The sequence below is a fragment of the Mycolicibacterium neworleansense genome, from assembly GCF_001245615.1.
Taxonomy (GTDB): Bacteria; Actinomycetota; Actinomycetes; order Mycobacteriales; family Mycobacteriaceae; genus Mycobacterium; species Mycobacterium neworleansense.
The window spans coordinates 1,729,618-1,754,754 of sequence record NZ_CWKH01000002.1; the positions used below are offsets into that span (position 1 = coordinate 1,729,618).

General features: G+C 67.5%; 25 protein-coding genes. 14 read left to right on the plus strand and 11 right to left on the minus strand.

The features are described from left to right. The first annotated feature begins 63 nt into the window (after positions 1-63). From BN2156_RS23970 to BN2156_RS24020, 11 genes are all read left to right on the plus strand, one after another. Positions 64-1,674, plus strand: coding sequence for an amidohydrolase (locus BN2156_RS23970; RefSeq protein ID WP_090517323.1), 1,611 nt, complete (start codon positions 64-66; stop codon positions 1,672-1,674). A gap of 29 nt (positions 1,675-1,703) precedes the next feature. Then, entirely contained in the window at positions 1,704-3,269 is a 1,566-nt protein-coding gene (locus BN2156_RS23975; RefSeq protein ID WP_090517324.1) for a long-chain-fatty-acid--CoA ligase, read from the plus strand. Between the two features lie 88 nt (positions 3,270-3,357). Further along, positions 3,358-4,329, plus strand: coding sequence for an esterase family protein (locus BN2156_RS23980; protein WP_090517615.1), 972 nt, complete (start codon positions 3,358-3,360; stop codon positions 4,327-4,329). 22 nt (positions 4,330-4,351) lie between these two features. After that, a complete protein-coding gene (locus BN2156_RS23985) occupies positions 4,352-5,323 on the plus strand; it encodes an o-succinylbenzoate synthase (RefSeq protein WP_090517325.1) in 972 nt (323 codons plus the stop codon). 45 nt (positions 5,324-5,368) lie between these two features. Beyond that, complete coding sequence (locus BN2156_RS23990) at positions 5,369-6,514, plus strand: LLM class flavin-dependent oxidoreductase (protein WP_090517326.1); 1,146 nt, start codon at positions 5,369-5,371, stop codon at positions 6,512-6,514. 171 nt (positions 6,515-6,685) lie between these two features. Further along, complete coding sequence (locus BN2156_RS23995; protein ID WP_090517327.1) at positions 6,686-6,868, plus strand: hypothetical protein; 183 nt, start codon at positions 6,686-6,688, stop codon at positions 6,866-6,868. 72 nt (positions 6,869-6,940) lie between these two features. Further along, a complete protein-coding gene (locus BN2156_RS24000; RefSeq protein ID WP_210436698.1) occupies positions 6,941-7,936 on the plus strand; it encodes a GlxA family transcriptional regulator in 996 nt (331 codons plus the stop codon). A 14-nt stretch (positions 7,937-7,950) separates the two neighbouring features. After that, positions 7,951-8,676: a DJ-1/PfpI family protein gene (locus tag BN2156_RS24005; RefSeq protein WP_090517329.1), complete on the plus strand. Its 726-nt coding sequence runs from the start codon at positions 7,951-7,953 to the stop codon at positions 8,674-8,676. Positions 8,677-8,713: 37 nt separating this feature from the next. Continuing rightward, on the plus strand, positions 8,714-9,514 hold the full coding sequence (locus BN2156_RS24010; RefSeq protein ID WP_090517330.1) for an alpha/beta fold hydrolase: 801 nt from the start codon (positions 8,714-8,716) through the stop codon (positions 9,512-9,514). Between the two features lie 16 nt (positions 9,515-9,530). Continuing rightward, positions 9,531-11,168, plus strand: coding sequence for a 2-succinyl-5-enolpyruvyl-6-hydroxy-3-cyclohexene-1-carboxylic-acid synthase (gene menD / locus BN2156_RS24015; RefSeq protein WP_162490919.1), 1,638 nt, complete (start codon positions 9,531-9,533; stop codon positions 11,166-11,168). A gap of 32 nt (positions 11,169-11,200) precedes the next feature. Next, complete coding sequence (locus BN2156_RS24020; RefSeq protein WP_090517616.1) at positions 11,201-11,686, plus strand: DUF3592 domain-containing protein; 486 nt, start codon at positions 11,201-11,203, stop codon at positions 11,684-11,686. Here the strand turns inward: BN2156_RS24020 and BN2156_RS24025 are convergent. Further along, on the minus strand, positions 11,670-12,362 hold the full coding sequence (locus BN2156_RS24025; RefSeq protein ID WP_235625459.1) for a DsbA family protein: 693 nt from the start codon (positions 12,360-12,362) through the stop codon (positions 11,670-11,672). The two genes, BN2156_RS24020 and BN2156_RS24025, sit on opposite strands and share 17 nt — an antisense overlap. A gap of 89 nt (positions 12,363-12,451) precedes the next feature. Here BN2156_RS24025 and BN2156_RS24030 point away from each other — a divergent pair, with 89 nt between their 5' ends. Next, a complete protein-coding gene (locus tag BN2156_RS24030) occupies positions 12,452-13,579 on the plus strand; it encodes a glycosyltransferase family 4 protein (RefSeq protein ID WP_090517333.1) in 1,128 nt (375 codons plus the stop codon). Positions 13,580-13,602: 23 nt separating this feature from the next. Here BN2156_RS24030 and BN2156_RS24035 read toward each other — a convergent pair whose 3' ends face one another. The 3 genes from BN2156_RS24035 to BN2156_RS24045 are packed head-to-tail and all read right to left on the minus strand — an operon-like array spanning position 13,603 to position 17,307. Continuing rightward, positions 13,603-14,439, minus strand: a complete 837-nt coding sequence (locus tag BN2156_RS24035) for an alpha/beta fold hydrolase (protein WP_090517334.1) — start codon at positions 14,437-14,439, stop codon at positions 13,603-13,605. Positions 14,440-14,487: 48 nt separating this feature from the next. Next, the gene (locus BN2156_RS24040; RefSeq protein ID WP_090517335.1) at positions 14,488-16,443 is read right to left on the minus strand and encodes an aconitate hydratase; all 1,956 of its coding nucleotides are present in this window, start codon (positions 16,441-16,443) and stop codon (positions 14,488-14,490) included. 39 nt (positions 16,444-16,482) lie between these two features. Beyond that, a complete protein-coding gene (locus BN2156_RS24045; RefSeq protein WP_090517617.1) occupies positions 16,483-17,307 on the minus strand; it encodes an SDR family oxidoreductase in 825 nt (274 codons plus the stop codon). An 82-nt stretch (positions 17,308-17,389) separates the two neighbouring features. Between BN2156_RS24045 and BN2156_RS24050 the strand changes: the two genes are divergently transcribed. Further along, on the plus strand, positions 17,390-18,100 hold the full coding sequence (locus BN2156_RS24050; protein WP_090517336.1) for a demethylmenaquinone methyltransferase: 711 nt from the start codon (positions 17,390-17,392) through the stop codon (positions 18,098-18,100). A 181-nt stretch (positions 18,101-18,281) separates the two neighbouring features. After that, a complete protein-coding gene (locus BN2156_RS24055; protein ID WP_090517337.1) occupies positions 18,282-18,791 on the plus strand; it encodes a hypothetical protein in 510 nt (169 codons plus the stop codon). A 4-nt stretch (positions 18,792-18,795) separates the two neighbouring features. Here the strand turns inward: BN2156_RS24055 and BN2156_RS24060 are convergent, their stop codons facing one another. The 7 genes from BN2156_RS24060 to BN2156_RS24090 are packed head-to-tail and all read right to left on the minus strand — an operon-like array spanning position 18,796 to position 25,129. After that, positions 18,796-19,467, minus strand: coding sequence for a sensor domain-containing protein (locus tag BN2156_RS24060; protein ID WP_131725199.1), 672 nt, complete (start codon positions 19,465-19,467; stop codon positions 18,796-18,798). Between the two features lie 40 nt (positions 19,468-19,507). After that, on the minus strand, positions 19,508-20,206 hold the full coding sequence (locus BN2156_RS24065) for an oxygenase MpaB family protein (RefSeq protein ID WP_090517339.1): 699 nt from the start codon (positions 20,204-20,206) through the stop codon (positions 19,508-19,510). A 5-nt stretch (positions 20,207-20,211) separates the two neighbouring features. After that, a complete protein-coding gene (locus BN2156_RS24070) occupies positions 20,212-21,117 on the minus strand; it encodes an oxygenase MpaB family protein (protein WP_090517340.1) in 906 nt (301 codons plus the stop codon). Positions 21,118-21,153: 36 nt separating this feature from the next. After that, positions 21,154-21,750 carry an Rv1363c family protein gene (locus BN2156_RS24075; protein ID WP_090517341.1) on the minus strand — a complete coding sequence of 199 codons (597 nt, stop codon included), beginning with the start codon at positions 21,748-21,750 and terminating at the stop codon, positions 21,154-21,156. Further along, positions 21,747-22,970 (minus strand): MlaD family protein, encoded by a 1,224-nt coding sequence (locus BN2156_RS24080; protein WP_090517342.1) that lies wholly within the window; start codon positions 22,968-22,970, stop codon positions 21,747-21,749. The genes BN2156_RS24075 and BN2156_RS24080 overlap by 4 nt, the downstream gene beginning before the upstream one ends. Continuing rightward, a complete protein-coding gene (locus BN2156_RS24085; RefSeq protein WP_090517343.1) occupies positions 22,967-24,037 on the minus strand; it encodes an MlaD family protein in 1,071 nt (356 codons plus the stop codon). The genes BN2156_RS24080 and BN2156_RS24085 overlap by 4 nt, the downstream gene beginning before the upstream one ends. Before the next feature lie 6 nt (positions 24,038-24,043). Next, the gene (locus BN2156_RS24090; RefSeq protein ID WP_235625460.1) at positions 24,044-25,129 is read right to left on the minus strand and encodes an MCE family protein; all 1,086 of its coding nucleotides are present in this window, start codon (positions 25,127-25,129) and stop codon (positions 24,044-24,046) included. Positions 25,130-25,137: the final 8 nt, after the last annotated feature.

The following is a 25,137-nucleotide window of genomic DNA, read 5'->3' on the forward strand; positions in this document are numbered from 1 at the left end:
CGAAATCGACACGGCACCCAGAATTTCTTCCGGGGGGACTTCAGCACCCCTACCATCGCGAGCATGACCAGCCCGGCTGATCTCGTCCTCTACGGAAACGTCCTCACCGTCAACGCCGCGCAACCGACCGCAGAGGCGATCGCGGTGTCCGACGGCCGCATCGTGGCGGTCGGGCCCCGGACCGAGGTTGCAGCCTGGGTGGGGCCCGGCACCGACGTCCGTGAGGTCGACGGTTGTGTCATGCCGGGTTTCGTCGAGGCGCACGGTCATCCGTTGATGGAGGCGATGACCTTGTCGGGGCGCATCGTCGACATCCGTCCGGTCACCCTGCCCGACGCCGATGCGGTGGTCGGCGCGATCCGCGCCGAGGTGGCAAACCGGGGCGCCGACGGTGCCTTTCTGAACGGCTGGGACCCGTTGCTGCAGCACGGATTGCCCGAACCCACGCTGGCCTGGCTCGACACGGTCGCCCCGCAGACCCCACTGGTGATCGTGCACAACTCGGGCCACAAGGCGTACTTCAACTCCTCGGCAGCGCGCCGCGCCGGGCTGACGAAAGACACCCCGGATCCCAAGGGTGCCAAGTACGGCCGCGACGGCAACGGTGAGCTCGACGGCACGGCTGAGGAGACCGGGGCGGTGTTCCCGCTGCTGGGCGATGCCATCTCGGTCAGCGACTATCCGGCGATGCTGGCCGCCGAATGTGCGCGTCTGAACCGCGCCGGCTTGACCACCTGCTCGGAGATGGCGTTCGATCCGATGTTCCGGCCGCTGCTCGCGCAGATGCGCGAGCAGTTGACGGTGCGGCTGCGCACCTACGAGATGTCCACCGCGGCGCTACACACCGATGCCACGCCGTTCGAGGGCGACGATGCCGTGCGCCAGGTCGGGATCAAGATCTGGGTCGACGGGTCGCCGTGGATCGGCAACATCGACCTGACGTTCCCGTATCTGGATACCGACGCGACCCGAACCATCGGGGTGGTGCCCGGCTCCTGCGGGCACGCCAATTACACGAAGGAGCAGCTCGCCGAGATCGTCGGGACGTTCTTTCCGCAGGGCTGGCAGTTGGCCTGCCACGTGCACGGCGACGCCGGGGTGGACACCATTTTGGACGTCTACCAGGAAGCACTGGGGCGCTGGCCACGAGAAGATCACCGGCTACGGCTGGAACACGTCGGTGCCATCACGCCCCAGCAGTTGCAGCGGGCGCACGCCCTCGGGGTCACGTGCAGCCTGTTCGTCGACCACCTGCACTACTGGGGCGACGTGCTCGTCGACGGGTTGTTCGGCCCTGAGCACGGTGGCCGGTGGATGCCCGCGGGGTCGGCGGTCGCGACCGGCATGCGGATCTCCCTGCACAACGATCCGCCGGTCACCCCGGAGGAGCCGCTGCGCAATATCAGTGTGGCCGTCACGCGGACCGCGCCGAGCGGCCGAGTGTTGGCACCCGAAGAACGGCTCACCGTCGAGCAGGGGATTCGGGCACAGACGATCGATGCGGCGTGGCAGTTGTTCGCCGACAACGTGATCGGATCGCTCGAGGTCGGCAAGTACGCCGACCTGGTGATCGTGTCGGCGGACCCGCGGGATACCGCCCCGGAGAGCATCGCCGACCTGGAGGTACGGGCCACGTTCCTGGCCGGGCGCCAGGTTTACCCGAAAGCCGGTTGACGGCTCACGGGTCGTGGCACGCTCGGGGCATGTCAGATTTGCCGGCCCCGAAGTTTCTCGACGAACGCGTAGCCCACTGGGCAGCGACGAAACCCGACGAGGAGGCGGTCACGTATCTGAGTCGCACGTGGACCTGGTCGCAGTGGTACGACCGGATCCAGCGGCTGGCCGGTGCGCTGAGCGCGTGGGGTGTCGGCCGCGGCGACGTGGTGGCATTCCTCGACAAGAACCACCCGGCCTGTGTGGAGATGACGCTGGCTGCCGCGTCACTCGGGGCGGCCAACGCCATCATCAACTTCCGGCTTGCCGCCGACGAGCTGGATTACGTGCTCAACGACTGCGGCGCCAAGGTTTTGGTGGTCGGCGAGGAGCTCCGGGGTGGCATCGACGCGATCGCCGACCGGCTGACGTCCGTCGAGCACATCGTCACCGTGACCCCCGAGGGCGGTGACGGGGACGAGTACGAGGCGCTGCTCGCCGCCGCGTCGCCCGTCGGCCATTCGCCGGACGCCCAGCCTGACGACACGGCCATCATCATGTATTCCTCGGGCACAACGGGCCGGCCCAAAGGTATTGCGCTCACCAACACCAACGTCATCGCCCACACGCTGAACGCTTTCGAAGGCTGGACGCTCAGCGAAGGGGACAAGAGCCTGGTGGCCATGCCGCTGTTCCATGTCGGTGGTTCGTCGTACATGCAGTGGGGCCTGCACCACGGCGCGCCGACGTACATGACGCGTGAGGTGGACGGGATGGCGCTGGCCGGCGGAATTCTGGCCGGAGCCAACCGGACGTTCCTCGTGCCTGCGGTGCTGGCCAAGGTGTTCGACACCGGCGAGGACGCGGTGAAGCTGTTCGGCGCGCTCAAGACCTTCGCCTACGGTGCGTCGCCAATGCCGTTGCCGCTGTTGCGTTCTGCGTTGCAGGCGTGGCCGGAGACGGAGTTCATCCAGGTGTACGGGCTCACGGAGGTGTCCGGCGCGATCAGCCGCCTGGGCCCCGACGACCACCGCGCGGCCAGCGAAGCGCGGCTGATGAGTGCGGGCACGGTGGTCCCCGGCGGCGAGGTCAAGGTGGTCGACCCCGACACCGGCGCCGAGGTTCCCGTCGGTGAGCAGGGTGAATTATGGTTCCGCACACCGCAGTTGATGAAGGGATATCTCAACCGTCCGGAAGCGACGGCCGAGTCGATCACACCTGAGGGCTGGTTCCGCACCGGCGACATCGGCCGCATCGACGACGGTGGCTACATCTTCGTCGAGGACCGGCTCAAGGACATGATCATCTCCGGTGGCGAGAACATCTATTCGATCGAGGTCGAGCGTGTGCTGGCCGAACATCCCGCGGTCACCGAGGTCGCCGTGATCGGCGTTCCCGACGAGAAATGGGGCGAGTCGGTGAAAGCTGTTGTGACACTTGACGGGGACGTCACCGAACGGGATCTGATCGCCTTCGCCCGGGAACATCTAGCGGCCTACAAGTGTCCCAAGTCGGTCGACATCGTCGACGAGTTGCCCCGCAATCCCACCGGCAAGATTCTCAAGAAGGATCTGCGCAAGCCGTACTGGGAGGGCCGCGATCGTGCCACCGTGTAGGAATTGATCGCCCCGCATCTCTGTATTTCCCGTTCGGAGCGGAGTATTTTCGGCTCCATACGTGTGCACGAGGATGCGGGGTGCGGACATGGTGCACGGTCGTACTTTGGTGAAAATATCTGGATACCGTCGCGGGACAGTACTTCTGGCAGTCCTGGCGGTGGTGGTGAGTATCGGTCTCCTCGGGCCACCGCAGACGGCAAGTGCCTGGTCAAGGGCGGGTCTTCCGGTCGAGATGCTCTCGGTGCCGTCCGGGGCCATGGGACGTGACGTCAAGATCCAGTTCCAGGGCGGCGGGCCGCACGCGGTCTACCTGTTGGACGGGCTGCGGGCCCGCGACGATTTCAACGGCTGGGACATCGAGACGCCGGCGTTCGAGTGGTTCTACCAATCCGGGCTGTCGGTGGTCATGCCGGTCGGCGGCATGTCGAGCTTCTACACCGACTGGTACCAGCCCGCAGCGGGCAACGGCGGGGTTTGGACGTACAAGTGGGAGACGTTCCTGACCCACGAGTTACCGCAGTGGCTGGCGGCGAACCGGAAGGTGTCCGCGTCCGGCAATGCGGTCGTCGGGCTGTCGATGTCGGGTAATTCGGCGATGATCCTGGCGGCCTACTACCCCCAGCAGTTCAAGTACGCCGCGTCGTTGTCGGCGTTCTTGAATCCGTCGGCCGGCCCGTGGCCCGGGCTGATCGGACTTGCCATGGGCGATGCGGGCGGTTTCAGCCCGGGGCCGATGTGGGGTCCGCCGGGTGATCCGGCGTGGGCGCGCAACGATCCGACGGTGCAGGTGGGGCGGTTGGTGTCGAACAACACGCGGTTGTGGGTCTACTGCGGTTCCGGGACGCCGGGAGAGTTGGGCGGCGGCGACGTCGCGTCGACGTTCCTGGAAAACACCGCGCTGCAGAGCAATTTCAATTTCCGCGACCAGTACGTCGCCGCCGGAGGCAACAACGCGGTGTTCAACTTCCCGCCGACCGGTACCCACACCTGGGGTTACTGGGGTGCGCAGCTGAACCAGATGAAGCCCGACATCCAGCGGGTGCTCGGCGCCTCCTGACCGGTTGGGCATCATTGACGACGTGACTGACGCCGCGCCGGCCCTCGACGACCTCCTCGAGCGTCTGCACGTCGTCGCCCTTCCGATGCGGGTGCGATTTCGTGGCATCACGGTTCGAGAGGTGGCGCTGATCGACGGCCCCGCCGGCTGGGGTGAGTTCGGTGCCTTCCCCGAATACGAGGCGCCCGAGGCCGCGGCCTGGCTGGCCGCCGGAATCGAGGCCGCCTACCGGCCCGCGCCGGCGCTACATCGCGATCGGATCGCGATCAACGCCACCGTGCCCGCCGTACCGGCCGCGCAGGTGCCCGAGGTCCTGGCCCGGTTCCCGGGGGCACGCACGGCCAAGGTCAAGGTCGCCGAGCCTGGGCAGACGCTGGCCGACGACGTCGCGCGGGTCAATGCCGTGCGGGCGCAGGTTCCGGTGGTGCGGGTGGACGCCAACGGTGGCTGGACGGTGCCGCAGGCCGTGGCCGCCGCAGCGGCGCTGACCGCCGACGGACCGGTGGAGTACCTGGAGCAGCCGTGCGCGACGGTCGACGAGCTGGCGGCGTTGCGCCGAGCGGTGACGGTGCCGATCGCGGCTGACGAGTCGATCCGTAAGGCCTCGGATCCGCTGCGGGTGGTGCGGGCCCGCGCCGCCGACGTCGCGGTGCTCAAGGTGGCGCCGCTGGGCGGGGTGGCGCGGATGCTCGACATCGCCGCGCAGATCGACATCCCCATCGTGGTATCCAGCGCACTGGATTCCGCGGTGGGGATTGCCCGCGGATTGCTGGCCGCCGCGGCACTGCCCGCGCTGGAACACGCGTGCGGGCTGGGTACGGGCGGGTTCTTCGTGGAGGACGTGGCCGAGGTGCCTGCGCCGGTCGACGGATACCTGCCGGTCGAGACGGTCGTGCCGGATCCCTCCCGGCTGTCGGAACTGGCCGCGACCCCGCAACGGCGGCAATGGTGGATCGACCGGGTGCAGGCGTGCTATGCACGGATATTCGAGTAGGCCCTTACTCTAAGCAAATCGACGTGGACGTTCGACACTCACTGCATGACTCGATTCCGCGTCGGCATCATGGACCCCACGATCGCCGCCCGTCCCGCTGTGGACACCTTCACCCGGGCCAATTACCTGAGTGCCGTCGCCGGAGGCGTCGACTCGTTCTGGGTGCCTGACCACCTCAACGCACTGTTCCCGCGGTCGTTGTGGCAGCCGAAGTTCTGCGGTGGCGCCAGGATGCTGCCATCGGCGGATGCATACCTGGAGCCGTGGACGATGCTGGGCAATCTCGCTGCCCGCAACCGGGTTGCCCGCCTTCGTCTGGGAGTCGGAGTGACCGATACCGGACGGCGCAACCCCGCTGTCACTGCGCAGGGCGCGGCGACGATGAACCTGCTCACGAAAGGCCGGTTCATCCTGGGCATCGGCGCCGGGGAGCGTGAGGGCAACGAACCCTACGGCGTCGACTGGACCAAACCGGTGGCCCGGTTCGAGGAGGCAATGGCCACCATCCGTGCGCTGTGGGATTCGAATGGTGAATTGGTCAACCGTGATTCGCCGTTTTTCCCGCTGCGCAACGCGATCTTCGACCTGCCCGCCTACCGCGGACGCTGGCCCGAGATCTGGATCGCCGCCCATGGTCCGCGGATGCTACGTGCAGCAGGCCGTTACGCCGACGGGTTCTTTCCCGCATTCCCTCATGCGCCGCAGGAGTATGCCCAGCGCCTCGAGGTCGTACGGTCAGCAGCCTCCGACGCCGGACGCGATCCGATGGCCGTCACACCTGCCCTCTGGCTGATGGTGGTGCCGGGGCGGACGCCCGATGATCTCGAGGAGGCATTGGATTCCGTGGTACTGAAGGCCGGTGCGCTGAACGCGCCCGATGATTTCTATGCCCGCCACGGCGCTCAGCACCCCTTGGGAGTCGGATTCTCGGGTGCGCAGGACATCCTGCCCCAAGACTGGGATGAGGAGACTGCGCTGTCTTATGTCAAGGCCGTTCCGACTTCGTTGCTCCGGGAGATGTATCTGTGCGGGACGGTGGACGAGATCGTGGAGCAGGCGGCGGAGTGGCGCCATCACGGCGTCCGGTACCTGGTGCTGGCGAATGTCGGCCCGTTGCAAGGCAAGCTTCGCAAGGGTCTGACATCTCAACTGCTGTACAGCCAGGTGATCCGCAAGCTCAAGAAGTTCTGATCCCGATGGGCGAAATGCAGGTCGGCGTGCTGCCGCGTCCGACGAGTTTTTCGCGCAGCGCGGAGCGCAACACCCGCTGGGAGTGGGTTCTCCGGTGGGCAGGACATCCTGCCCCAGGATTGGGACGAGGAGACCGCGCTCGCGCACATCAAAGGCATCACGCCTGACCTGATGCGGGACATGGGCCTGATCGGCACCCCCGCCGAGATTCTGGACCGGGTGGCCGAGTGGCGGGATTGCGGGGTGCGTCACCTGGTGATGACCAATGCCGGGCTCATGCAGCGCAGTCTGCGCCGCGGCGTGGCGACGGTGCCGTCGTTTTACCGGGTGGTGCGCGGGATCAAGAAGCTCTAGCAACACCGCCATGTCCTGATCTGTGGGGTACATGGCATAGACGCCATCGCCGAGGTCGCGAACACTGAAGACGTGACGCGATCGGTGGTGATCCTGGGCTATGCCGGGGTGCAGGCCCTGGACATGGTGGGGCCCTTCGACGTGTTCTCCACCGCCACGCTGGCCCTTGCCGGTCAGGGCAGATCCGATGCCGGTTATGCCGTCGCCCTGACCTCCGTGGACGGGCAGCCCGTCAGCACGCTCACCGGGTTGGAGTTCGTCGCCGCGCCCCTGCCCGATCCGAACATTCCGATCGACACGATCGTCATCCCCGGCGGTATCGGTGCCGACGCCGCGCGGGCAAATCCGGCGGTGGTCGACTGGATCAGCACCGCCGCCCAGCGCGCCCGTCGCGTCGTCAGCGTGTGCACAGGAGCGTTCCTGGCTGCCCAGGCCGGATTGCTCGACGGGTGCCCGGCCACCACGCACTGGTCCTCGGCTCGCCGGATGGCAGACGAATTCCCTTCGGTGGCAGTGGATCCCGAGCCGATTTTCGTGAGAAGCTCCGAGCGGGTGTGGACGGCGGCCGGTGTCACCGCGGGCATCGACCTGGCGCTGTCACTGGTCGAAGACGACTACGGCACCGACCTCGCCCAGACCGTCGCCCGCTACCTGGTGCTCTACCTGCGCCGGCCCGGCGGCCAGACACAGTTCGCCGCCCCGGTCTGGATGCCGCGGGCCAAACGCGCCCCGATCCGCGAGGTCCAGGAGTTCATCGAAGTCGAACCCGGTGGTGCGCACAGTATTTCCGAACTGGCCCGCCGGGCGGCGATGAGTCCGCGCCATTTCACCCGGGTGTTCACCGACGAGGTGGGTGAGGCGCCCGGCGCCTACGTGGAACGCATCCGCACCGATGCCGCACGGCGCCAGCTCGAGGAATCCGATGACACCGTCACCGTCATCGCCGCCCGCTGCGGATTCGGCACCGCCGAGACCATGCGGCGCAACTTCGTTCGCCGTCTTGGCATTTCGCCTGACCAGTACCGCAAGATTTCTGCCCACGCGAGGAGCAGGGATTTAACCGCTTGAAAGGAACATCAAACATGCAGATAGCGATCGTGTTGTACCCCAGCTTCACCGCACTCGACTTCATCGGGCCCTACGAGGTGCTGCGCAACCTGCCCGACGCCCAAGTGCGGTTCGTCTGGCACGAGCCGGGCCCCGTCACCGCCGACTCGGGTGTGCTGTTGGTGGGGGCGACCCACAGTTTCGACGAAACCCCTTCCCCCGACGTGGTGCTGGTGCCGGGCGGGCCGGGCACCACGATGGCGGCCCGCGACGACAAGGTCCTCGACTGGCTGCGTCAGGTGTATCCGGGCACCACCTGGATGGCGTCGGTGTGCTCGGGTTCGGTGGTGCTGGCCGCGGCGGGTCTGCTCGACGGGAAGCGGGCCACCTCGCACTGGTCGGTGCTCAGCGGATTGAAGCTGATGGGCGCGACACCGGTGGGGGATCAGCGCATCGTGCGTGCCGACCCGGACGGCAAGGTGATCACCGCGGCGGGTGTCTCGGCTGGTATCGACCTGGCCGTGTGGTTGGCCGGTCAGATCGGCGGCGAGGCGAAGGCCAAGGCCATCCAGCTGATGATCGAGTACGACCCGCAGCCGCCGTTCGATTCCGGTCATATGTCGAAGGCGAGCGCGGCCACCAAGGCCGGGGCCACAGCGCTGCTGAGCAAGGACATGATCAAACCCGAACCGCTCAAGGCCGGGGTACTGCTGGCGTGGGATCAGGCGATCCGGAAGGTGCGGGGTCGGCGCACCGCGTGATCTGTTGCACTGTTGGTCATCAAGTAGCGTCGGCCGGGTGAACTTGGCTTATGACGACCGAGGCAAGGGTCAGGCGGTGGTGTTCATCGCCGGCCGCGGCGGGGCCGGCCGGACCTGGCACCTCCATCAGGTCCCGGCGCTGCAACGGGCCGGCTACCGCGTCATCACCTTCGACAATCGCGGGGTCGGTGCGACGGAGAACGCCGCGGGGTTCGGCACCGCGCAGATGGTGGCCGACACCGCCGAGCTGATCGAGAGCCTGGGGGCGGCACCTGCACACGTCGTGGGTGTGTCGATGGGCTCCTTCATCGCCCAGGAGCTGATGCTGGCCCGCCCTGACCTGGTGCGCTCGGCGGTTCTGATGGCTACCCGCGGCCGTCACGACCGGGCGCGTGAGTTCTTCCGCGACGCCGAGCGGGACTTCGCGACCTCGGGTGTTCAACTGCCGCCGAAGTTCGACGCCAAGATGCGGATGCTGGAGAGCTTCTCGCCCAAGACGCTCAATGACGACCGCCTGGTGCGCGACTGGGCCGAGATGTTCACGATGTGGCCCACCAAACAGACCCCGGGACTGCTCACGCAGCTCGATGTCGGGCCCGAGGACAACCGGCTTCCGGCCTATCGGTCCATCACCACGCCGGTGCTGGTCATCGGCTTCGCCGACGACGTGGTGTTGCCCACCCACCTGGGGCGCGAGGTCGCCGACGCGATTCCCACCGCCCGATACCTGGAGATCGCCGACACCGGTCACCTCGGCTTCATCGAGAAGCCCGAGGAGGTCAACGCCGCGCTGCTCGAGTTTCTCGCCGGTCAGGCCGGTCAAATCGGTCAGTACTGACGAATAAGGTGGAGTGGTGAACCCCTCGACGGCACAGGCGCGCGTAGTCGTCGACGAACTCATCCGCGGCGGTGTCCGCGACGTCGTACTGTGCCCGGGCTCGCGCAACGCCCCGCTGGCGTTCGCGCTGTCCGCCGCCGACCGGGCCGGACGCATCCGCCTGCACGTCCGCATCGATGAGCGCACGGCCGGGTATCTGGCCGTCGGACTCGCGGTGGCCGAGCGGGCGCCGGTGTGTATCGCGATGACCTCGGGTACGGCGGTGGCCAACCTCGGCCCCGCGGTCGTCGAGGCCAACTACGCCCGGGTGCCGCTGATCGTGCTGAGCGCCAACCGGCCCTATGAAATGTTGGGCACCGGTGCCAACCAGACCTTCGAGCAGTTGGGTTATTTCGGTACCCAGGTGCGGGCCAACATCAGTCTGGGCCTTGCCCCCGATCTGACCGGTGGCCAGCCGGGCGAGCTGGACACCCTGAATGCCCAGTGGCGTTCGGCGACCTGCCGGGTGCTGGCCGCGGCCACCGGATCGCGCACCGCCAACGCCGGCCCGGTGCAGTTCGACATCCCGTTGCGCGAGCCGTTGGTTCCCGATAGTGCCCACGGGGACGCGTCGATCCCGGCCGGCCGGCCGGGCGGCAAACCGTGGACCTACACCCCCCCGGTGAGCTTCGACCAGCCGCTGGAGATCGACCTCACGCCCGACACCGTGGTGATCGCCGGGCACGGCGCCGGTGTCCATCCCAACCTGGCGGATTTGCCGACGGTGGCCGAGCCCACCGCGCCGCGGCCGCGGAATCCGCTGCATCCGCTGGCGCTGCGCCTCGTGCATCCCAAGCAGGTCATCATGCTGGGCCGGCCGACCCTGCACCGGCCGGTCTCGGCGCTGCTGGCCGATCCGGCGGTGCCGGTCTACGCCCTGACCACCGGCCCGCGCTGGCCCGACGTCTCGGGCAATTCGATGGCCACCGGCACCCGGGCGGTGACCACTGGCACCCCGGACCCGGCCTGGCTGGCCCGCTGCGCCGAGCTCAACGAGCACGCCGTGACAGCGGTGCGCCAGCAGCTCGCCTCGCATCCGCTGACCACCGGTCTGCACGTGGCCGCGGTGGTCGCCGATGCCCTGCGCCCGGGCGATCAGCTGGTGCTCGGGGCTTCCAACCCGGTGCGCGACGCCGCGCTGGTCGGGCTGGGCACCGAGGGCATCAAGGTGCGGTCCAACCGGGGGGTGGCCGGGATCGACGGCACGGTGTCGACGGCCATCGGCGCGGCCCTGGCGCATGACGGCCGGACCGTGGCGCTGATCGGGGATCTGACCTTCGTGCACGACAGCTCGGGCCTGCTGATCGGGCCCACCGAGCCCACCCCGCGCAACCTGACCATCGTGGTGTCCAACGACAACGGCGGCGGCATCTTCGAACTGCTCGAGCAGGGGGACCCACGGTTCTCCGACGTGTCGTCGCGCATCTTCGGCACCCCGCACGACGTGGACATCGCGGCGCTGTGCCGCGCCTATCACGTGGACAGCAGGCAGATGGAGGTCGGCGACCTTGCCGCGGCACTCGCCGAGCCCTTCGACGGCATGCGGGTGCTGGAGGTGAAGGCCGACCGGTCGTCGTTGCGTGCCCTGCACGCGTCGATCAAGGCGGCCCTGTGAAGCCCACCCAGATCGCGGCGCGGCTGCGGGCGATGGTGCAGCCGCTGATCCCGCACCTGTACGGCGAACCAGGGGAGACGCGGTCGCAGCGGATCATCCGGCGGGTGCGGATCGGGGTGGTGATCGCCGCCTGCCTGGTCACGTTGCAGTCGGTGCTGCTGGTGCTGGGCGCCTGGCGCAACGACCAGCAGATCGAGCGCAACATGGGGGTGGCCGCCGCCGAGGTGCTCAGTGCCGGGCCGCGGCGCTCGACGATCGAGTTCGTCACCCCTGACCGTGTGACCTACCGGCCCGAGCTGGGCGTGCTGTACCCCTCCGAACTCGACACCGGGATGCGGATCTACGTCGAGTACGACAAGCACAATCCGGATCTGGTCCGGGTGCGCGACCGCAACGCCTCGCTGGCGATCATCCCGGCCGGGTCGACCGCGGTGGTGGGCTGGTTGGTCGCGGCCGCGGCGCTGACGGTGTTGGCGTTGCTGCAGCGCCGGCTGAGCCGGGTCAGCTCTTCGGCGTAGCCAGCAGTTTGGCCAGCCAATCCGGGTCGCTGGTGTCGATCACCTGCTCGCCCACGAGGTCGTAGACCGCCGGGGTGGACACCTCGTACTGGGTTTCGCTGAGCAGTTCGGCGTTGGCGTCGTTGAGTTCGATGGAGTCGATGATCTGCTCGCCGGCGGCGATCTTGTCGGTCTGCTCGGCGCCGACGCCGCTGTCGGAGGCCATCGTGGCCAAGTCGTCGTCGGTCGGACCGGGCGAGCCCTCGGGTTCCTGGTGGCCCCAGAGGTCCTGGACGAACGCCTGGAACGCCGCCCCGGTCGTTTCCGGGCCCGCCGCCAGGAACATGGCATTGGCCACGTGGGCCGAGTACTCGGTGAGCGACTGGTCCAGGAAGGTCAGCGGCCGGTACGTCACCGCCAGCCGGCCCTGGGCGACGGCGTCGGCGATGGCGTCACCGGACTCGTGTTGCAGGTGCGCGCACGCCGGGCACTGCGGTTCGGTGAACAACTCGATCTGGGCGGGCGCGTCGGGAAATCCGATTTGGATGCCCCAGCCGTCCTCGGTGATCTCGCTGCCGGGTTTGTTTCCGTCGGCCTGCGCCCAGCCGTCGACCAGCCGGGTGCAGGCCGTGGTGGACCCCGCAACGCCCAGGGCCAGCACGGCCAGCATCGCTGCAGCAAGGCGGGACAATCGCATGCCGCAACAGTAGACCCGAGCATCAGGTTTTAGCGTGTCGTATCCCCGGACGCTACCTCGGGGACAGGTGCCGCTGAGAATATCCAGGTGTGCGCGTTGCGATCGTTGCAGAGTCCTTCCTCCCGAATGTCAACGGCGTCACCAACTCGGTGCTTCGGGTGATCGAGCATCTCCGCCGCACCGGCCACGAGGTACTCGTCATCGCCCCGGACACCCCGCGGGGCCGGCCGCCGGCCGAACGTGTGCATGACGGTGTGCGGGTGCACCGGGTGCCGTCACGGATGTTTCCCAAGGTGACCTCACTGCCACTGGGTGTGCCGCGGCCCCGGATGGTGAACGTGCTGCGCGGCTTCGACCCGGACGTCGTGCATCTGGCCTCACCGGCGTTGCTGGGCTGGGGCGGCGTGCACGCTGCCCGTTACCTGGGGGTGCCGACGGTGGCGGTGTTCCAGACCGATGTCGCCGGTTTCGCCGAGAGCTACGGCGTCGGCATCCTGTCGCGGGCCTCGTGGGCGTGGACACGCCGCCTGCACAGCAAGGCCGACCGCACCCTGGCGCCGTCCACCTCGGCGATGGAAAACCTTGAGGCCCACCGGATTCCCCGCGTATTCAAATGGGGGCGCGGGGTCGACATCACCGGATTCGCGCCGTCGGCCCGTGATGAGCAACTGCGGGCGACGTGGTCCCCGCAGGGCCGCCCGATCGTCGGGTTCGTCGGGCGGTTGGCGCCGGAGAAGCACGTGGAGCGGCTGGCCGCGCTGGCCATGCACGACGACGTGCAGCTCGTGGTGGTGGGCGACGGGGTGGACCGTGCCAAGCTCGAAAACGTCTTGCCGACCGCGGTTTTCACCGGTGAACTGCACGGTGAGGCACTGGCTGCGGCCTACGCCAGCATGGACGTCTTTGTCCACCCCGGCGAGCATGAGACGTTCTGCCAGGCCGTGCAGGAGGCGATGGCCTCCGGTCTGCCGGTGATCGCACCCGATGCCGGCGGGCCGCGGGATCTGGTGGCACCGTACCGCACCGGGATGCTGCTTCCGGTCGCGGAATTCGAGTCGGCCCTGCCCGCATCCGTCGAGCATTTGATCGCCGAGCGGGCGCGCTACTCGGTGGCCGCGCGGCGCAGCGTACTGGGCCGCACCTGGCCGGCGATCTGCGACGAGCTGATCGGGCATTACGAGGCCGTGCAGGGCCTGCGCCGGCTACGCGCCGCCTGAGTGCCCCTGCAGCACAACCGGTATCAGGAGCGCAGCCACTCCAGCAGATCGGCCATGATCGTCTCGGCCTGGGTGGTCGGCATGCCGTGCGGGAAACCGGGGTAGCTCTTGAGGGTCCCGTTGGGCAGCAACTCCGCCGACAGCGGACCGGAATCCGCGTACGGCACGATCTGGTCGTCTTCGCCGTGCATTACCAGTGAGGGCAAGGTGATCTTCTTGAGGTCCTCGGTGAAATCGGTCTGGGAGAAGGCCACGATGCCGTCGTAGTGGGCCTTGGGGTCGCCCATCATGCCCTGACGCCACCAGTTGGCGATGATCGCCTCGCGGGCAGGCTGCGGGGTCTTCTCCTGGTCCCGGTTGAACCCGTAGAACGGACCCGACGGCAGGGCGCGGTAGAACACCGAGCGGTTGGCCGCCAACTGCGCCTGCAGGTCGTCGAACACCGACTTGGGCAGGCCGCCCGGGTTGGCATCGGTCTTGACCATCAGTGGCGGCACCGAGCTGATCAGGACCGCATGAGCGGCCCGGTCCAGTCCGTGCCGCGCCAGATAGTGCACCAGCTCGCCGCCGCCGGTCGAGTGCCCGACGTGGATGGCGTCGTGCAGGTCCAGGTGGTGGACCACGGCGGCCAGATCGTCCGCGTAGTGGTGCATGTCGTGACCATCGGCCACATGGGACGAGCGTCCGTGCCCGCGGCGGTCATGGGCGATGACACGGTAACCCTGCTGCAGGAAGTACAGCATGAACGTGTCCCAGTCGTCGGCGGACAACGGCCACCCGTGGCTGAACACGATGGGCTGGCCCGAACCCCAATCCCGGTAGAAAATCTCGACATTGTCAGAAGTCGTGATCGTCGGCATGGGCTCAACGGTACGCCCGCGCGCGCTTTGCTGGTCGGGGTTCGAGGCCTAGTTTTTCTGCTGAGCGGCCAGCCACGGAATGAGGCCGCCGGCGAGTACATGCCGGATCTGCCGTGGTGAAAGGCGGTGGCGCACCGCGAAGGTGGTGGCGCGCGTGGTGTTGGTCACCGTGATCGGCTCTGCGCCGCCCAATGCCCGGCGCAGATCGTTGAGGACGAGTTGATCGCCGGGCGCCACCGCGTCGTAGTCGGCGGGATCGGTGAATTCCAGTGCGAGCACCCCGAAGTTGGCGAGGTTCTGCCAATGGATGCGGGCGAACGACTTGGCGATCACCGCCTGCAGGCCGAGGTAGCGGGGTGCGATCGCGGCGTGTTCACGTGACGAGCCCTGGCCGTAGTTCTCTCCGCCGACGATGATGTGGCCGGATGGAGTGGATTGGGCTCGTTGCGGATACGTCTCGTCGATCTGGGTGAAGCTGAACATGGCGAGTTTGGGGATGTTCGACCGGAACGGCAGCGCACGCGCACCAGCCGGTGAGATCTCGTCGGTGGAGATGTTGTCACCGACTTTGAGCAGGACCGGTGCCTCGATCACATCGGGCAGCGGCGTGAGCTCGGGGAGGCTGGAAATGTTGGGGCCTTTCACGACTTCCACGGCGCGAGCCTGCTCGGGTGCGGCGGGGGCGACCAGCATGGCGGTGTTGACGCTGAAGTGCGTGGGCAGGTCGAGCTCCGGGTATTCGATCCCGTTGTCGGCCGCCCACTGCCGCGGATCGGTGATGACGCCCGTGATCGCCGATGCCGCAGCGGTTTCCGGCGAGCACAGCCACACCGAATCCTCCTTGGTGCCGGACCGGCCGGGGAAGTTGCGCGGCATGGTCCGCAGTGAGTTGCGGCCGGTGGCCGGGGCCTGGCCCATTCCGATGCAACCCATGCAGCCGGCCTGGTGGATACGCGCACCGTTGATGACGAGTTCGGTGGTGGCACCCATCCTGGTCAGGTCGGTGAGGATCTCGCGGGAGGTGGGGTTGACGTCGAAACTGACGCCCGGCGACGTCTGACGGCCGTGCACCATGGCCGCGGCGATCGCGAAGTCGCGTAATCCGGGGTTCGCGCTGGAGCCGATCACGACCTGGGCCACCGGTTCGCCGGCCACCTCGGCCACCGGGACTACGTTGCCGGGTGAGGACGGTTTGGCGATCAGCGGTTCGAGCGCCGACAGGTCGATGACCTCGTCGATGTCGTAGTGCGCGCCGTCGTCGGCGACCAGTTCGACCCAGTCGTCGCCGCGGTCCTCGCCGGTGAGGAACTCCCGCACCGCGTCGTCGCTGGGAAACACCGTCGTGGTGGCCCCGAGTTCGGCACCCATGTTGGCGATGACGTGGCGATCCATGGCCGACAAGCCCGCCAGGCCGGGGCCGTAGTACTCGATGATGCGGTTGACGCCGCCTTTGACGTCATGGCGCCGCAGCATCTCCAGGATCACATCTTTGGCCGAACACCATTGCGGGAGTTCGCCTTCCAGCCGGACACCCCAGATTTCAGGTGCACGTAGGTGCAGCGGTTCGCCGGCGATGGCCAAAGCCACTTCGAGCCCGCCGACACCGATCGCCAGCATCCCAAGCGATCCGGCCGCCGGGGTGTGGGAGTCCGAGCCCACCATCGTCTTGCCGGGTATGCCGAAGCGCTGCATGTGGGTCGGGTGCGAGACCCCGTTGCCGGGCTTGGAGAACCACAGTCCGAAGTGTTGCGCCGCGGTCCGCAGATACTCGTGGTCCTCGGCGTTCTTCTCGTCGGTCTGCAGCAGGTTGTGGTCGACGTACTGGACGCTGACCTCGGTGCGGGCCCGGTCGAGCCCGAGCGCCTCGAGCTCCTGCATCACCAACGTTCCGGTGGCGTCCTGGGTCAGCGTCTGGTCGATCCGGATCGCGATCTCGTCCCCGGGTGTCATCGACCCGGAGACGAGATGCGACCCGATCAATTTCTGTGTCACGCTCTCCGGCATCTATCCAGGCTTCCCCGGGTATTGCCGGATGAAACGCCGCTAGCCCTGCGCGAGCACCGACACCGGCTGCCACTGCTCCCACGTCGCCAGCCGGCTCTCGTAATCGGCCTTGGCCAGCTGCAGCGGGAGCTCACCGAAGAACACCCGCAGCGGCGGGTTCTCGGCGTCGACGATCTTGAGCACCGCCGCGGCCGAGGCCTTGGGGTCACCGGGCTTGGCGCTGCGCTGGGCCCGCGCGCGTTGCGCGGCATCCCGGGCCTCGTCGTAATCGGCAAGCGGGACAGCATGTCTGGCCGAGGAGCCGGCCCAGTCGGTGGAGAACCCGCCCGGCTCGATCAGCGTCACGTGGACACCGAACGGTGCGACCTCGGCGGCCAGGGACTGCGAGAACCCTTCCAGCGCCCACTTGGATGCGTGGTACATGCCGACCAGGGGGAACGCGGTGATGCCGCCGATCGAGGACACCTGGATGATGTGCCCGCTGCGCTGCGCCCGCAGGTACGGCAGCGCGGCCTGGGTGACCCACAGCGCCCCGAACACATTCGTCTCGATCTGGTCGCGGGCGTCGGCCTCCGACAGCTCCTCGATGAACCCGAACTGGCCGTAGCCCGCGTTGTTGACCACGACATCCAGCCGGCCGAACCGGTCATGGGCCTCTTTGACGGCGGCGAAGTCCGCCTCGCGGTCGGTGACGTCCAGCCGGATCGGCAGCAGCGCGTCGCCGTACTTGTCGGCCAGATCGGCCAGCGTCGCCGTATCGCGTGCGGTGGCGGCCACCTTGTCGCCCCGCTCCAGGGCCGCGATCGCCCATTCCCGGCCGAAGCCCCGTGAAGCACCGGTGATGAACCACACTTTTTCACTCATGATCGGGTTCAAGTCGACCCGGTGAGCGCCAATTCCCGGTCGCAGGAAGTTCACAGGGATGACTACGGGTACCGTCGGCGGCGTGAGTCGAGCGAGCCTGGAGAAGAACCCCCACGAAGTGGCGTCGATGTTCGATGCCGTGGCGCGGCGCTACGACCTGACCAACACCGTGCTCTCGCTCGGACAGGACCGGTTCTGGCGTCGGCAGACGCGTGCGGCGCTGGGCATCGGCCCCGGCGACAAGGTGCTGGACCTGGCCGCGGGCACCGCGGTGTCGACGGTCGAGTTGGCGACCTCGGGCGCCTGGTGCGTGGCTGCCGACTTCTCGGTGGGCATGCTGGCTGCGGGGGCGTCCCGCCCGGTGCCCAAGGTCGGCGCCGACGCCACCCGGCTGCCGTTCGCCGACGGGGTGTTCGACGCGGTGACGATCAGCTTCGGGTTGCGCAACGTCGTCGACCATGTGGCGGGTCTGCGGGAGATGGCGCGGGTGACCCGGCCCGGCGGCCGCTTGGTGGTGTGCGAGTTCTCCACGCCGACCAACGGAGCGTTCGCCACGCTGTACAAGGAGTACCTGATGCAGGCGCTGCCGCGGATGGCCACCGCGGTGTCGAGCAACCCGGACGCCTACGTGTATCTGGCCGAGTCGATCCGGGCCTGGCCGGATCAGGCCGAGCTGGCCCGGCGCATCGGCGAGGCCGGCTGGTCGCAGGTCAAGTGGCGCAACCTGACCGGTGGCATCGTGGCGCTGCACGCCGCGACGAAGCCTTCCTCCTCAGGCCCTTCCTCTTCTTAACCCCCCCAGCACCGCGAGCGTGCGTGTCTGCTGCCCGGCACTCCGTGAACTGCCGACAAACTGCGCACGCTCGCGCCCCGCGAGGTAACCCGCCGGGCGGAAAATGAGGTACTCGACTACCCCAGCTTTTTCGGCTGCGCGCGCCATACCCTTCGATCACATCCGCGAAGGGGGAGGCACGATGGCAGGAATCATTACGCCGGAATCGTTTGAGACCGAAGAGAACATGAACATTCCGGTGGCGAGCAGCGGCACCCTGTGTCGGGTCATCTCCGGCTATGCGAACTTCATGGACAAGGACATCACCAATGTGTACGGCGCGCCGATCGGGCTCGGACCGCCGCCGGGCAGCGACGTCCTGGATCCGCTTCCGCTCAGCGGCGACTTCTACCCGAACGACGACGACGAGACGTGGCGAGCGTTCGAGGTGCACATGGAGGTCGGTCCGCCATGGCGCAGCGTGCGGGATGTTTCGCCGATCGTCGCCGTGGCCGGATTCTCGTTCCAGGACAACGATTCGGCCAACGCGTCGGGAACCGAGATTCGCAGCTGCACATGGGACACCGTCGGGCTGACCGGCGACCAGATCGACATGGAACGCATCCGCCTCAAGGTCGACGTGCGCATGTGCGGTGGCGCAGACTACTCGATCATCAAACTCGCGTATCACCTGGTGGCGGTGGGGCGTTGATTGCTCAGCGAGCGTTGGCGACCAGCTTGTGGACGATGGTGGCCGCTTGATCCTTCACGTTGCGGCCGCACACCTTGGCCTCGACGGACATGTTCGCCACCGTAGCGGCGGCGTGCTGGCAGGCCCATCCGTCGGGGCCCTCCCGGGTGGCGGTCTGTTTGATCAGGTCATCGCCGAGCACGAGATCGCCGATGGTCCAGACCTCCAGGCCGTGCTCCTCGTGGATCGGGATCGCGGATCCGGTGCATTCGCCCCACACCTTCGCCGAGATCTGGTGCATCTTTCGGGCTTCGTCCTCCGAGGTGTAGAGGACCGCGGCCTGTTGCACCCAGTGCTGGTGGTCTGAGTCGGAATCCTGGGCGGTCTGGGTGCGTACCGCGGTCCAGTACGTGAACCGGTAGTCCATGTCTTCGGCGGGATAGAGTGCGGCCAGGCACGTTTCGCCGCGGACCTTCGGGAAGTTGTTGTTCATGTCCCCGGAGTTGCCGGTCAACACCATGTTCGGGGCCCCGACGATCGCCTTGAGCTCCTCGACCGGCAACATGATCTGCTCGAGCTTGTCCTCCTGCGGCGACGGAGTCCGTTTCCCGGCGGTGCCGGACACGGTGCTGGTGCACCCGGTGAGGACGATCAGTACCGCCGCGACAACGGCACACCACACCAGATTTCTGCGCACCCGGTGATTCTTGCCGACGAAGAGTGCAGCCCGTCAACCTTCAGGACAGCATCCTTCCGGCGACCGCGAACCGTCGCAACGAACGCCGATCGCGGGCGCTCACCGACGTCCCCGTCAACTCGGCCGCGCGCGGATGCTGCATGGCCCGGATCGCCCGGCGCGGCACGGCCCGCGGCCACCAGTCCGTCGGCGCGAACATCTGCCTGCGGAACGGCTCGAAATGCCCACCCGCGGACAACTGGGTGGCGCAGGAATCCTCGAAGTACTCGCAGAACTCGTCCCAGCTCGCCGGCATCGGCCGGGTGGAGATGCCGTAGCGCCGGTACCACGCGCAGCACTGCTGATACAGCAGCTCGTGTTCGGCTTGATCCAGCTTCGCGATGAACGTATTGACCATCATCACAAGGCTTTCCACATAGGTGGCGTGCTGAAAGTGGAAGACCTCGGGGTTGAGCGCGTGGTATTTCTGCCCGGCCGGGTCGCGGCCCTTGACCTCTTCGTGCGCGAACCGGATGTATGGGCGCATGTCGACGTCGGTGAAGGCGATCCTGATCGCCTGGGTCACTGTGCGCTTGTGGTGCAGCCAGACGCGTCGGTGCAGCAGGGCATGTTGCGAGATCCCCGTGGCGATCGTCGGATGCAGTGACTGCAGGCATACCGCCCTCGGCAGGACGAACAGGAACCGCCGGTCCCGCAGATAGCGCGACAGCATGGTGTCCGGGCCGAGCGCGGCCGCCACGGAGGTCAGATCAGCGCCTTCTTGCGGCGGATCCGGCGGCGCAGGTCCTTCAGCAGCACCGCGTAGTTGCCGTTGCGGAGGGACTTGGGCAGGAAGCGGTTGACGAACGCCACGAACAGGAAGAGATGTTCGAAGCGGCGCCGGTCGGTGTCGGACCATTCCAGTTCCATCGCGTCGCGGAACACCGGCGCCAAAAAGCCGATGGTCAAGAACCGCAACAGCGGTGCCAGCATCTTCCGCATCGGCCAGTTGATCATCCGCAGCTCCACCAGAACCATGAGGTAATCCCGTACGAACGGCGTCATCTCGACGCGCTCGCACGCGGTGTTCCAGTACGCGTCGAAGTCGGCCCGAGTCGCCGGCCACATCTCCTCGAGCACCTGCAGCGTGGTGCCGATCGTCATGGCGCTCTGGTAGAAGCCTTCGGCCTGCTCGTCGGTCATCGTGCCGTAGAGCAGCTGATGGGTGTCCTCGTAGAAGATGAAGAGGCAGGCCGCGACCCACAACTGCAGTTCGCGGTTGAATGCGTTGTACTTGACCGGGCTGTCCTCGGTGGACCGGACCTGCCGGTGCGCGACGTTGACCGCCTCGCGGTAGGCGTTCCGCTCCTCATCGGTGCCGAGGATCGCCACGGTCAGATACTGCGCGGTGGTGCGCAGCCGCTTCCACGGATGGTGCACCAAACTGCCTGATTCCACTCGGCTTTCGGCCACGCCGTAGCCGACTTCGGGCCAGCTCATCTGCATGATGACGTTGGCCGCCGCACCGGCGGCGGACCAGAAGTCCAGCGCGTCGGACAGGTCGACGTCCTTCTTCCGGATCCATCGCGGCACACGCTGCGTCACGGTGATCCGGGTCTCGGCGGTGGTCAGGCGCGGCTCGGCGGCCAGATCCACGTATGTCGCTGGCATGGGACTCCTCTCGGGAAAACTGTGGCGGAACAGGTATTACACGGTCTGCACGTCGTCGACGATCCAGCGGTCGTCGCTGCGCACCAGCTTGACCACCATCCGGTATTTCTGGTTACTGCCCTGTGGCGCAGTCACATTGGTGACGTGTTGATCGACGAACGCGACGACGGTGGCGGTACCTCCGTCGAGCGAGTCGACGACGACGTGATCGGCGGTGGCAGTCGCGACGCCCTTGCTGGTCACCACGATGTCGCGGAGCGCCTTGACCATCTCGTCGTATTTGGCCGCGAACCCGGGGGATGAGTTGGCGACGATGTGGTCACGGTTGGCGTCCATCTTCTGGTAGTCGAAGGCGGCCATCGCCACCAGATAGTCGCGTGACACCGCGACGGCCTCACCACGCCGTGCGTCGTCCTGCCGGTGGTGGTACTCGCCGAGCGACAGCACCACCAGTGCCGCGGCAGCGGCGACGGCCACGAGCGCGAGCAGGCCCGCCATCAGCCGGCGCTTGAGCCGGCTGGGTTCGGGCTCGGTTTCCACCTCGGTCTCGAGCTCGTCGACTTCGTCTTCGGTGGGATCCTCCAACGTCAGCACCGCCTCGCCGCGCTGGTCGTCATCTTCGGAATTGCTCACTGCGGGCCACCTTTCAGGATGCTGCGCCACTTGTAGGCCAGCTGGGCCAGGGTCGGGATCTGCACCGGGTCGTTGACCACCTCGGGCCCGATCGGATATCCGGGGGTCTGCGAGTTCTGCAGGCCGAGGTCGTTGGGGCGGGGTGCGTTGACCGCGCCCCGCATCAGCATGTCGGGTGCGGGCGGGCAGTACATCACCAGGTTGGGTTCTTTGGCACTGACGTCCCCGATGGTGCGGCGGTCGACGTCGTAGTTGCATACCGGTCCCTGGGTGGCGATCAACGAGAAATCGGCGCGGGTCTGGCCGGTGGCGTCGACCTTGACGATCGAGGTCAGATCCTGCAGGCCCTTGGGGATCGTCGTCAGCCCGGTCTGCAGCGACTCGGTGCGGTCCCCGATGATCGGGGTGACGGTGGCCAGGTTGGCCAGCGTGGCACCGAATGTGCCCTGGTAGGTGTCCAGGACCCGCTGCAGGGAGGCCAGCGCGGACGGTGAGCGGTCGGTCAGGTACAGGAACGCCGGACCGCTGCCGTCGAGCTGATTGGCCAACCGTGAGCTGGCCGCCATACCCCGCACGAACGGGTCGCCCTGGCCGGCCATGGTGGTGACCAGCTCCGCGGTGCCCTCGATCAGCGGCTGCAGCTGGCCGGTCTGGTTGCGGATGCGGGTGGACACGTCCGCCGCGTTGTCGAACAGCATGGCCAGATCGGGGCCCAGCCCGTCGAAGGCGTTCGCCAGTTCGGTGCCGACGTCCTGAACCGCCCGGGTGTCAACGCCTTTCACCAGTTGTGCGGTGTCGCCCATGATCCGGTCCATCTGGATCGGCTGGCGGTCGGCCGGTGCGGCGATGGTGTCACCGGAGGCCAGGTAGGGGCCGCCGTCGGACTGCGGCATGATGTCCACGCTCTGAATGCCTGCGGCCGTGCCCATCCCGACGGTCAGGATCGCGTCGCGCGGGATCCGGGTGTCCGGGTCGATCGCCAGCCGCACCATGGCGGTGCCGTCGGGGGCCAGCCAGACGTCGTCGACGGTGCCGACCTGCACCCCGCGCACGGTGACGCTGGTCCCGGCGGTCAGGCCGAACGCGTCGGCCATCGTCGCGGTCAGCGTCATCGGTGTCCGAAAGCCCTGCGGCCCGGCCACATAGCGGACCCCGAACGGGATGACGATCGCGGCGATCACCGCGAAGATCGCCAGCTGCACCACTACCAGGCGTCTCATTTCAGACCTCCCGACAAGAACCCTTCGAGCGCCACGTCGCCGGTGATCGGGGTGCCGTTGACGATCAACCCTCCGGTCAGGAGTTTGTCGATGGTGCCCGGAATATCCAGGGCGCCATCGAACATCAGGTAATCGCCGTGCACCGAGTTGCCGAACTTCTCCAGGAACGTGTTCATCGCGGTGAGCATCCCGCCCAGTCGGTCGTTGAAAGTGCCCATCATCCCGACGACGGTGCCTGCGTCGGTGACCATGGCGTTGAGGTCGGTCGACGACAGCACGCTGTTGGCGGTGGCGGCCAGCGCGGTGGTCGAGGAGAACAGTGTCTGTAGCTTGGCGCGCTGCACGTCGAGCATCGCGACCACCTTGGGCACCGCGTCCAGGTAGCCGGCCACCGTCTGCTGCTCATGGCCGAACTGCCCGGTGATGTTGGCGGCCAGGCTCATTGCCTGATCGAACTCGCCCTGGTGTTCGGAGGCCTTGGCGGCCAGCAGCGACATCGAGTCGATCAGCCCGCGTACCTTGTCGGCCCTCCCGGCGAACGCCTTGTCCAGTTCGGTGACGATCGTGGCCAGCTGGTCGACGCCGCTGCGGGACAGCAGGGCGCCGAATGTGGCCAGCGCGCTTTCGATCTGCGGGCCCAGTTCGGTGTGGCTGGGCGGGATGACATCGCCGTCGCGCAGCGCGCGTTGCGGGGCCAGTGTTGCGCTGCTGAGCCGGACGAACGGATTGCCCAGGGCCGATGGCAGTTCCACGCTGGCGACCGTTCCGGAGTCGAGACCTTCGGCGTCGGCCAGGCTCAGCTGCACCGAGGCACCCGAGGCGGCCAGGCTCATCCCGCTGACCCGGCCCACCACCTTCTGCCCGTTGCGGACGTCGGCGCCGATGGTGATGCCGTCGGCGGTGGGCAGCACCACCGTGACGGCCATGGTGTCGGTGGGGGAGGTGCGGCCCAGGGGGAGGTCCTGAATTCCGATATCGCTCAAGGCCCAAACGGCCGCGGCGGCGACCACGAGCGCGCAGCCGGTGGCAGCGCCGGTGAGGGTGGGCTTGGGCAGGGATCTACGCATGACCGGTCACCTCGGGTACTTCGGGTTCGGCGCCGGGGCGTTGCCGGTCACGGCGGACACGATGCCCAGCGGGTCCGAGCGGCTGATCGGGTAGGAGATCGGGTTGGTGATCCCGGCGCCCACACACATCGGCAACATGGTGCGGTCGCAGAAGTTCTGCGCGGCGGCGAACTGGCTGAGCACCGTGGACACGTTGAGCCGGATCCGGCCGCGCCGGTCGGGGCCGACGGTGTTGGACAGGTTCTGCATCATCAGCGGCACCAGGTCCATGAACTCGGCCAGCTGGGGCTGCTTGGCGGTCAGCACATCCCCGACGGCGTTGAGATTGGCCGCGATGGTGCCGAGGTCGTCACCGTGCTGGGTGACGAAGGTGTCGACCTGATCGAGGACCACCTTGAGATCGGCCATGGGCTGGGCGATGTCGACGCCTGTGTCGGCCCAGCTGCCACCGACCTGGCCGAGTTCGTCGACCATCTGGTTCAACGACACCTGCCGCTGGTTGAACGCCGCCATCAGCGTGCTGAGGTTGTCCACCACCGCGCCGATGTCCTCTGCCCGGGCGCCGAGCACCCCGCTGGCCGCACTGAGGTTGCGCATCGCGGAGTTGAAAAGCTTGCCCTGGTCGCGCCATTGGTCGGCACCGCGGGTCAGCACCGCGCCGATGTCGCCCTGCTCGGGGCCGATCGCGGAGGTCAACGTGCTCAGGCTGCCGAGCATGCTGTCGAAGGTGATCGGGGAGTGGCTGCGGTCAGCTCCGATGATGTGCCCGTCGGCCAGGGTGGGCCCGGAACCGTTGTAGGCCGGCCCGAGTTCGACACTGCGGTCGCTGATCAGCGCCGGGCTGACCACATAGGCGTCGGGTTCGGCGGGCAGCATGACATCGTCCGGCAGGGTCATGGTGACCCGCACCGTGGTCCCCTGCGGGGTCACCGCGGTGACGCGTCCCACCGGAACCCCGAGCACGGTGACCTTGCTTCCCGGGTAGATGCCGTTGATGTAGCCGAAGTCGGCGTGCACCGTCCGCGCCCGGTCGGTGCGGCCGAACACGTACCAGCCTCCTACCGCCACGCACACCACTGTCAGGATCGCCATTACGGCTC

Excerpts from the sequence above, each read along its gene's own strand:
- BN2156_RS23970 (WP_090517323.1), top strand. The coding sequence starts at position 64 with ATGACCAGCCCGGCTGATCTCGTCCTCTACGGAAACGTCCTCACCGTC.
- BN2156_RS23975 (WP_090517324.1), top strand. The coding sequence starts at position 1,704 with ATGTCAGATTTGCCGGCCCCGAAGTTTCTCGACGAACGCGTAGCCCAC.
- BN2156_RS23980 (WP_090517615.1), top strand. The coding sequence starts at position 3,358 with ATGGTGCACGGTCGTACTTTGGTGAAAATATCTGGATACCGTCGCGGG.
- BN2156_RS23990 (WP_090517326.1), top strand. The coding sequence starts at position 5,369 with ATGACTCGATTCCGCGTCGGCATCATGGACCCCACGATCGCCGCCCGT.
- BN2156_RS23995 (WP_090517327.1), top strand. The coding sequence starts at position 6,686 with ATGCGGGACATGGGCCTGATCGGCACCCCCGCCGAGATTCTGGACCGG.
- BN2156_RS24005 (WP_090517329.1), top strand. The coding sequence starts at position 7,951 with ATGCAGATAGCGATCGTGTTGTACCCCAGCTTCACCGCACTCGACTTC.
- BN2156_RS24020 (WP_090517616.1), top strand. The coding sequence starts at position 11,201 with ATGGTGCAGCCGCTGATCCCGCACCTGTACGGCGAACCAGGGGAGACG.
- BN2156_RS24025 (WP_235625459.1), bottom strand. The coding sequence starts at position 12,362 with ATGCGATTGTCCCGCCTTGCTGCAGCGATGCTGGCCGTGCTGGCCCTG.
- BN2156_RS24035 (WP_090517334.1), bottom strand. The coding sequence starts at position 14,439 with ATGCCGACGATCACGACTTCTGACAATGTCGAGATTTTCTACCGGGAT.
- BN2156_RS24040 (WP_090517335.1), bottom strand. The coding sequence starts at position 16,443 with ATGCCGGAGAGCGTGACACAGAAATTGATCGGGTCGCATCTCGTCTCC.
- BN2156_RS24045 (WP_090517617.1), bottom strand. The coding sequence starts at position 17,307 with ATGAGTGAAAAAGTGTGGTTCATCACCGGTGCTTCACGGGGCTTCGGC.
- BN2156_RS24055 (WP_090517337.1), top strand. The coding sequence starts at position 18,282 with ATGGCAGGAATCATTACGCCGGAATCGTTTGAGACCGAAGAGAACATG.
- BN2156_RS24070 (WP_090517340.1), bottom strand. The coding sequence starts at position 21,117 with ATGCCAGCGACATACGTGGATCTGGCCGCCGAGCCGCGCCTGACCACC.
- BN2156_RS24080 (WP_090517342.1), bottom strand. The coding sequence starts at position 22,970 with ATGAGACGCCTGGTAGTGGTGCAGCTGGCGATCTTCGCGGTGATCGCC.
- BN2156_RS24085 (WP_090517343.1), bottom strand. The coding sequence starts at position 24,037 with ATGCGTAGATCCCTGCCCAAGCCCACCCTCACCGGCGCTGCCACCGGC.
- BN2156_RS24090 (WP_235625460.1), bottom strand. The coding sequence starts at position 25,129 with ATGGCGATCCTGACAGTGGTGTGCGTGGCGGTAGGAGGCTGGTACGTG.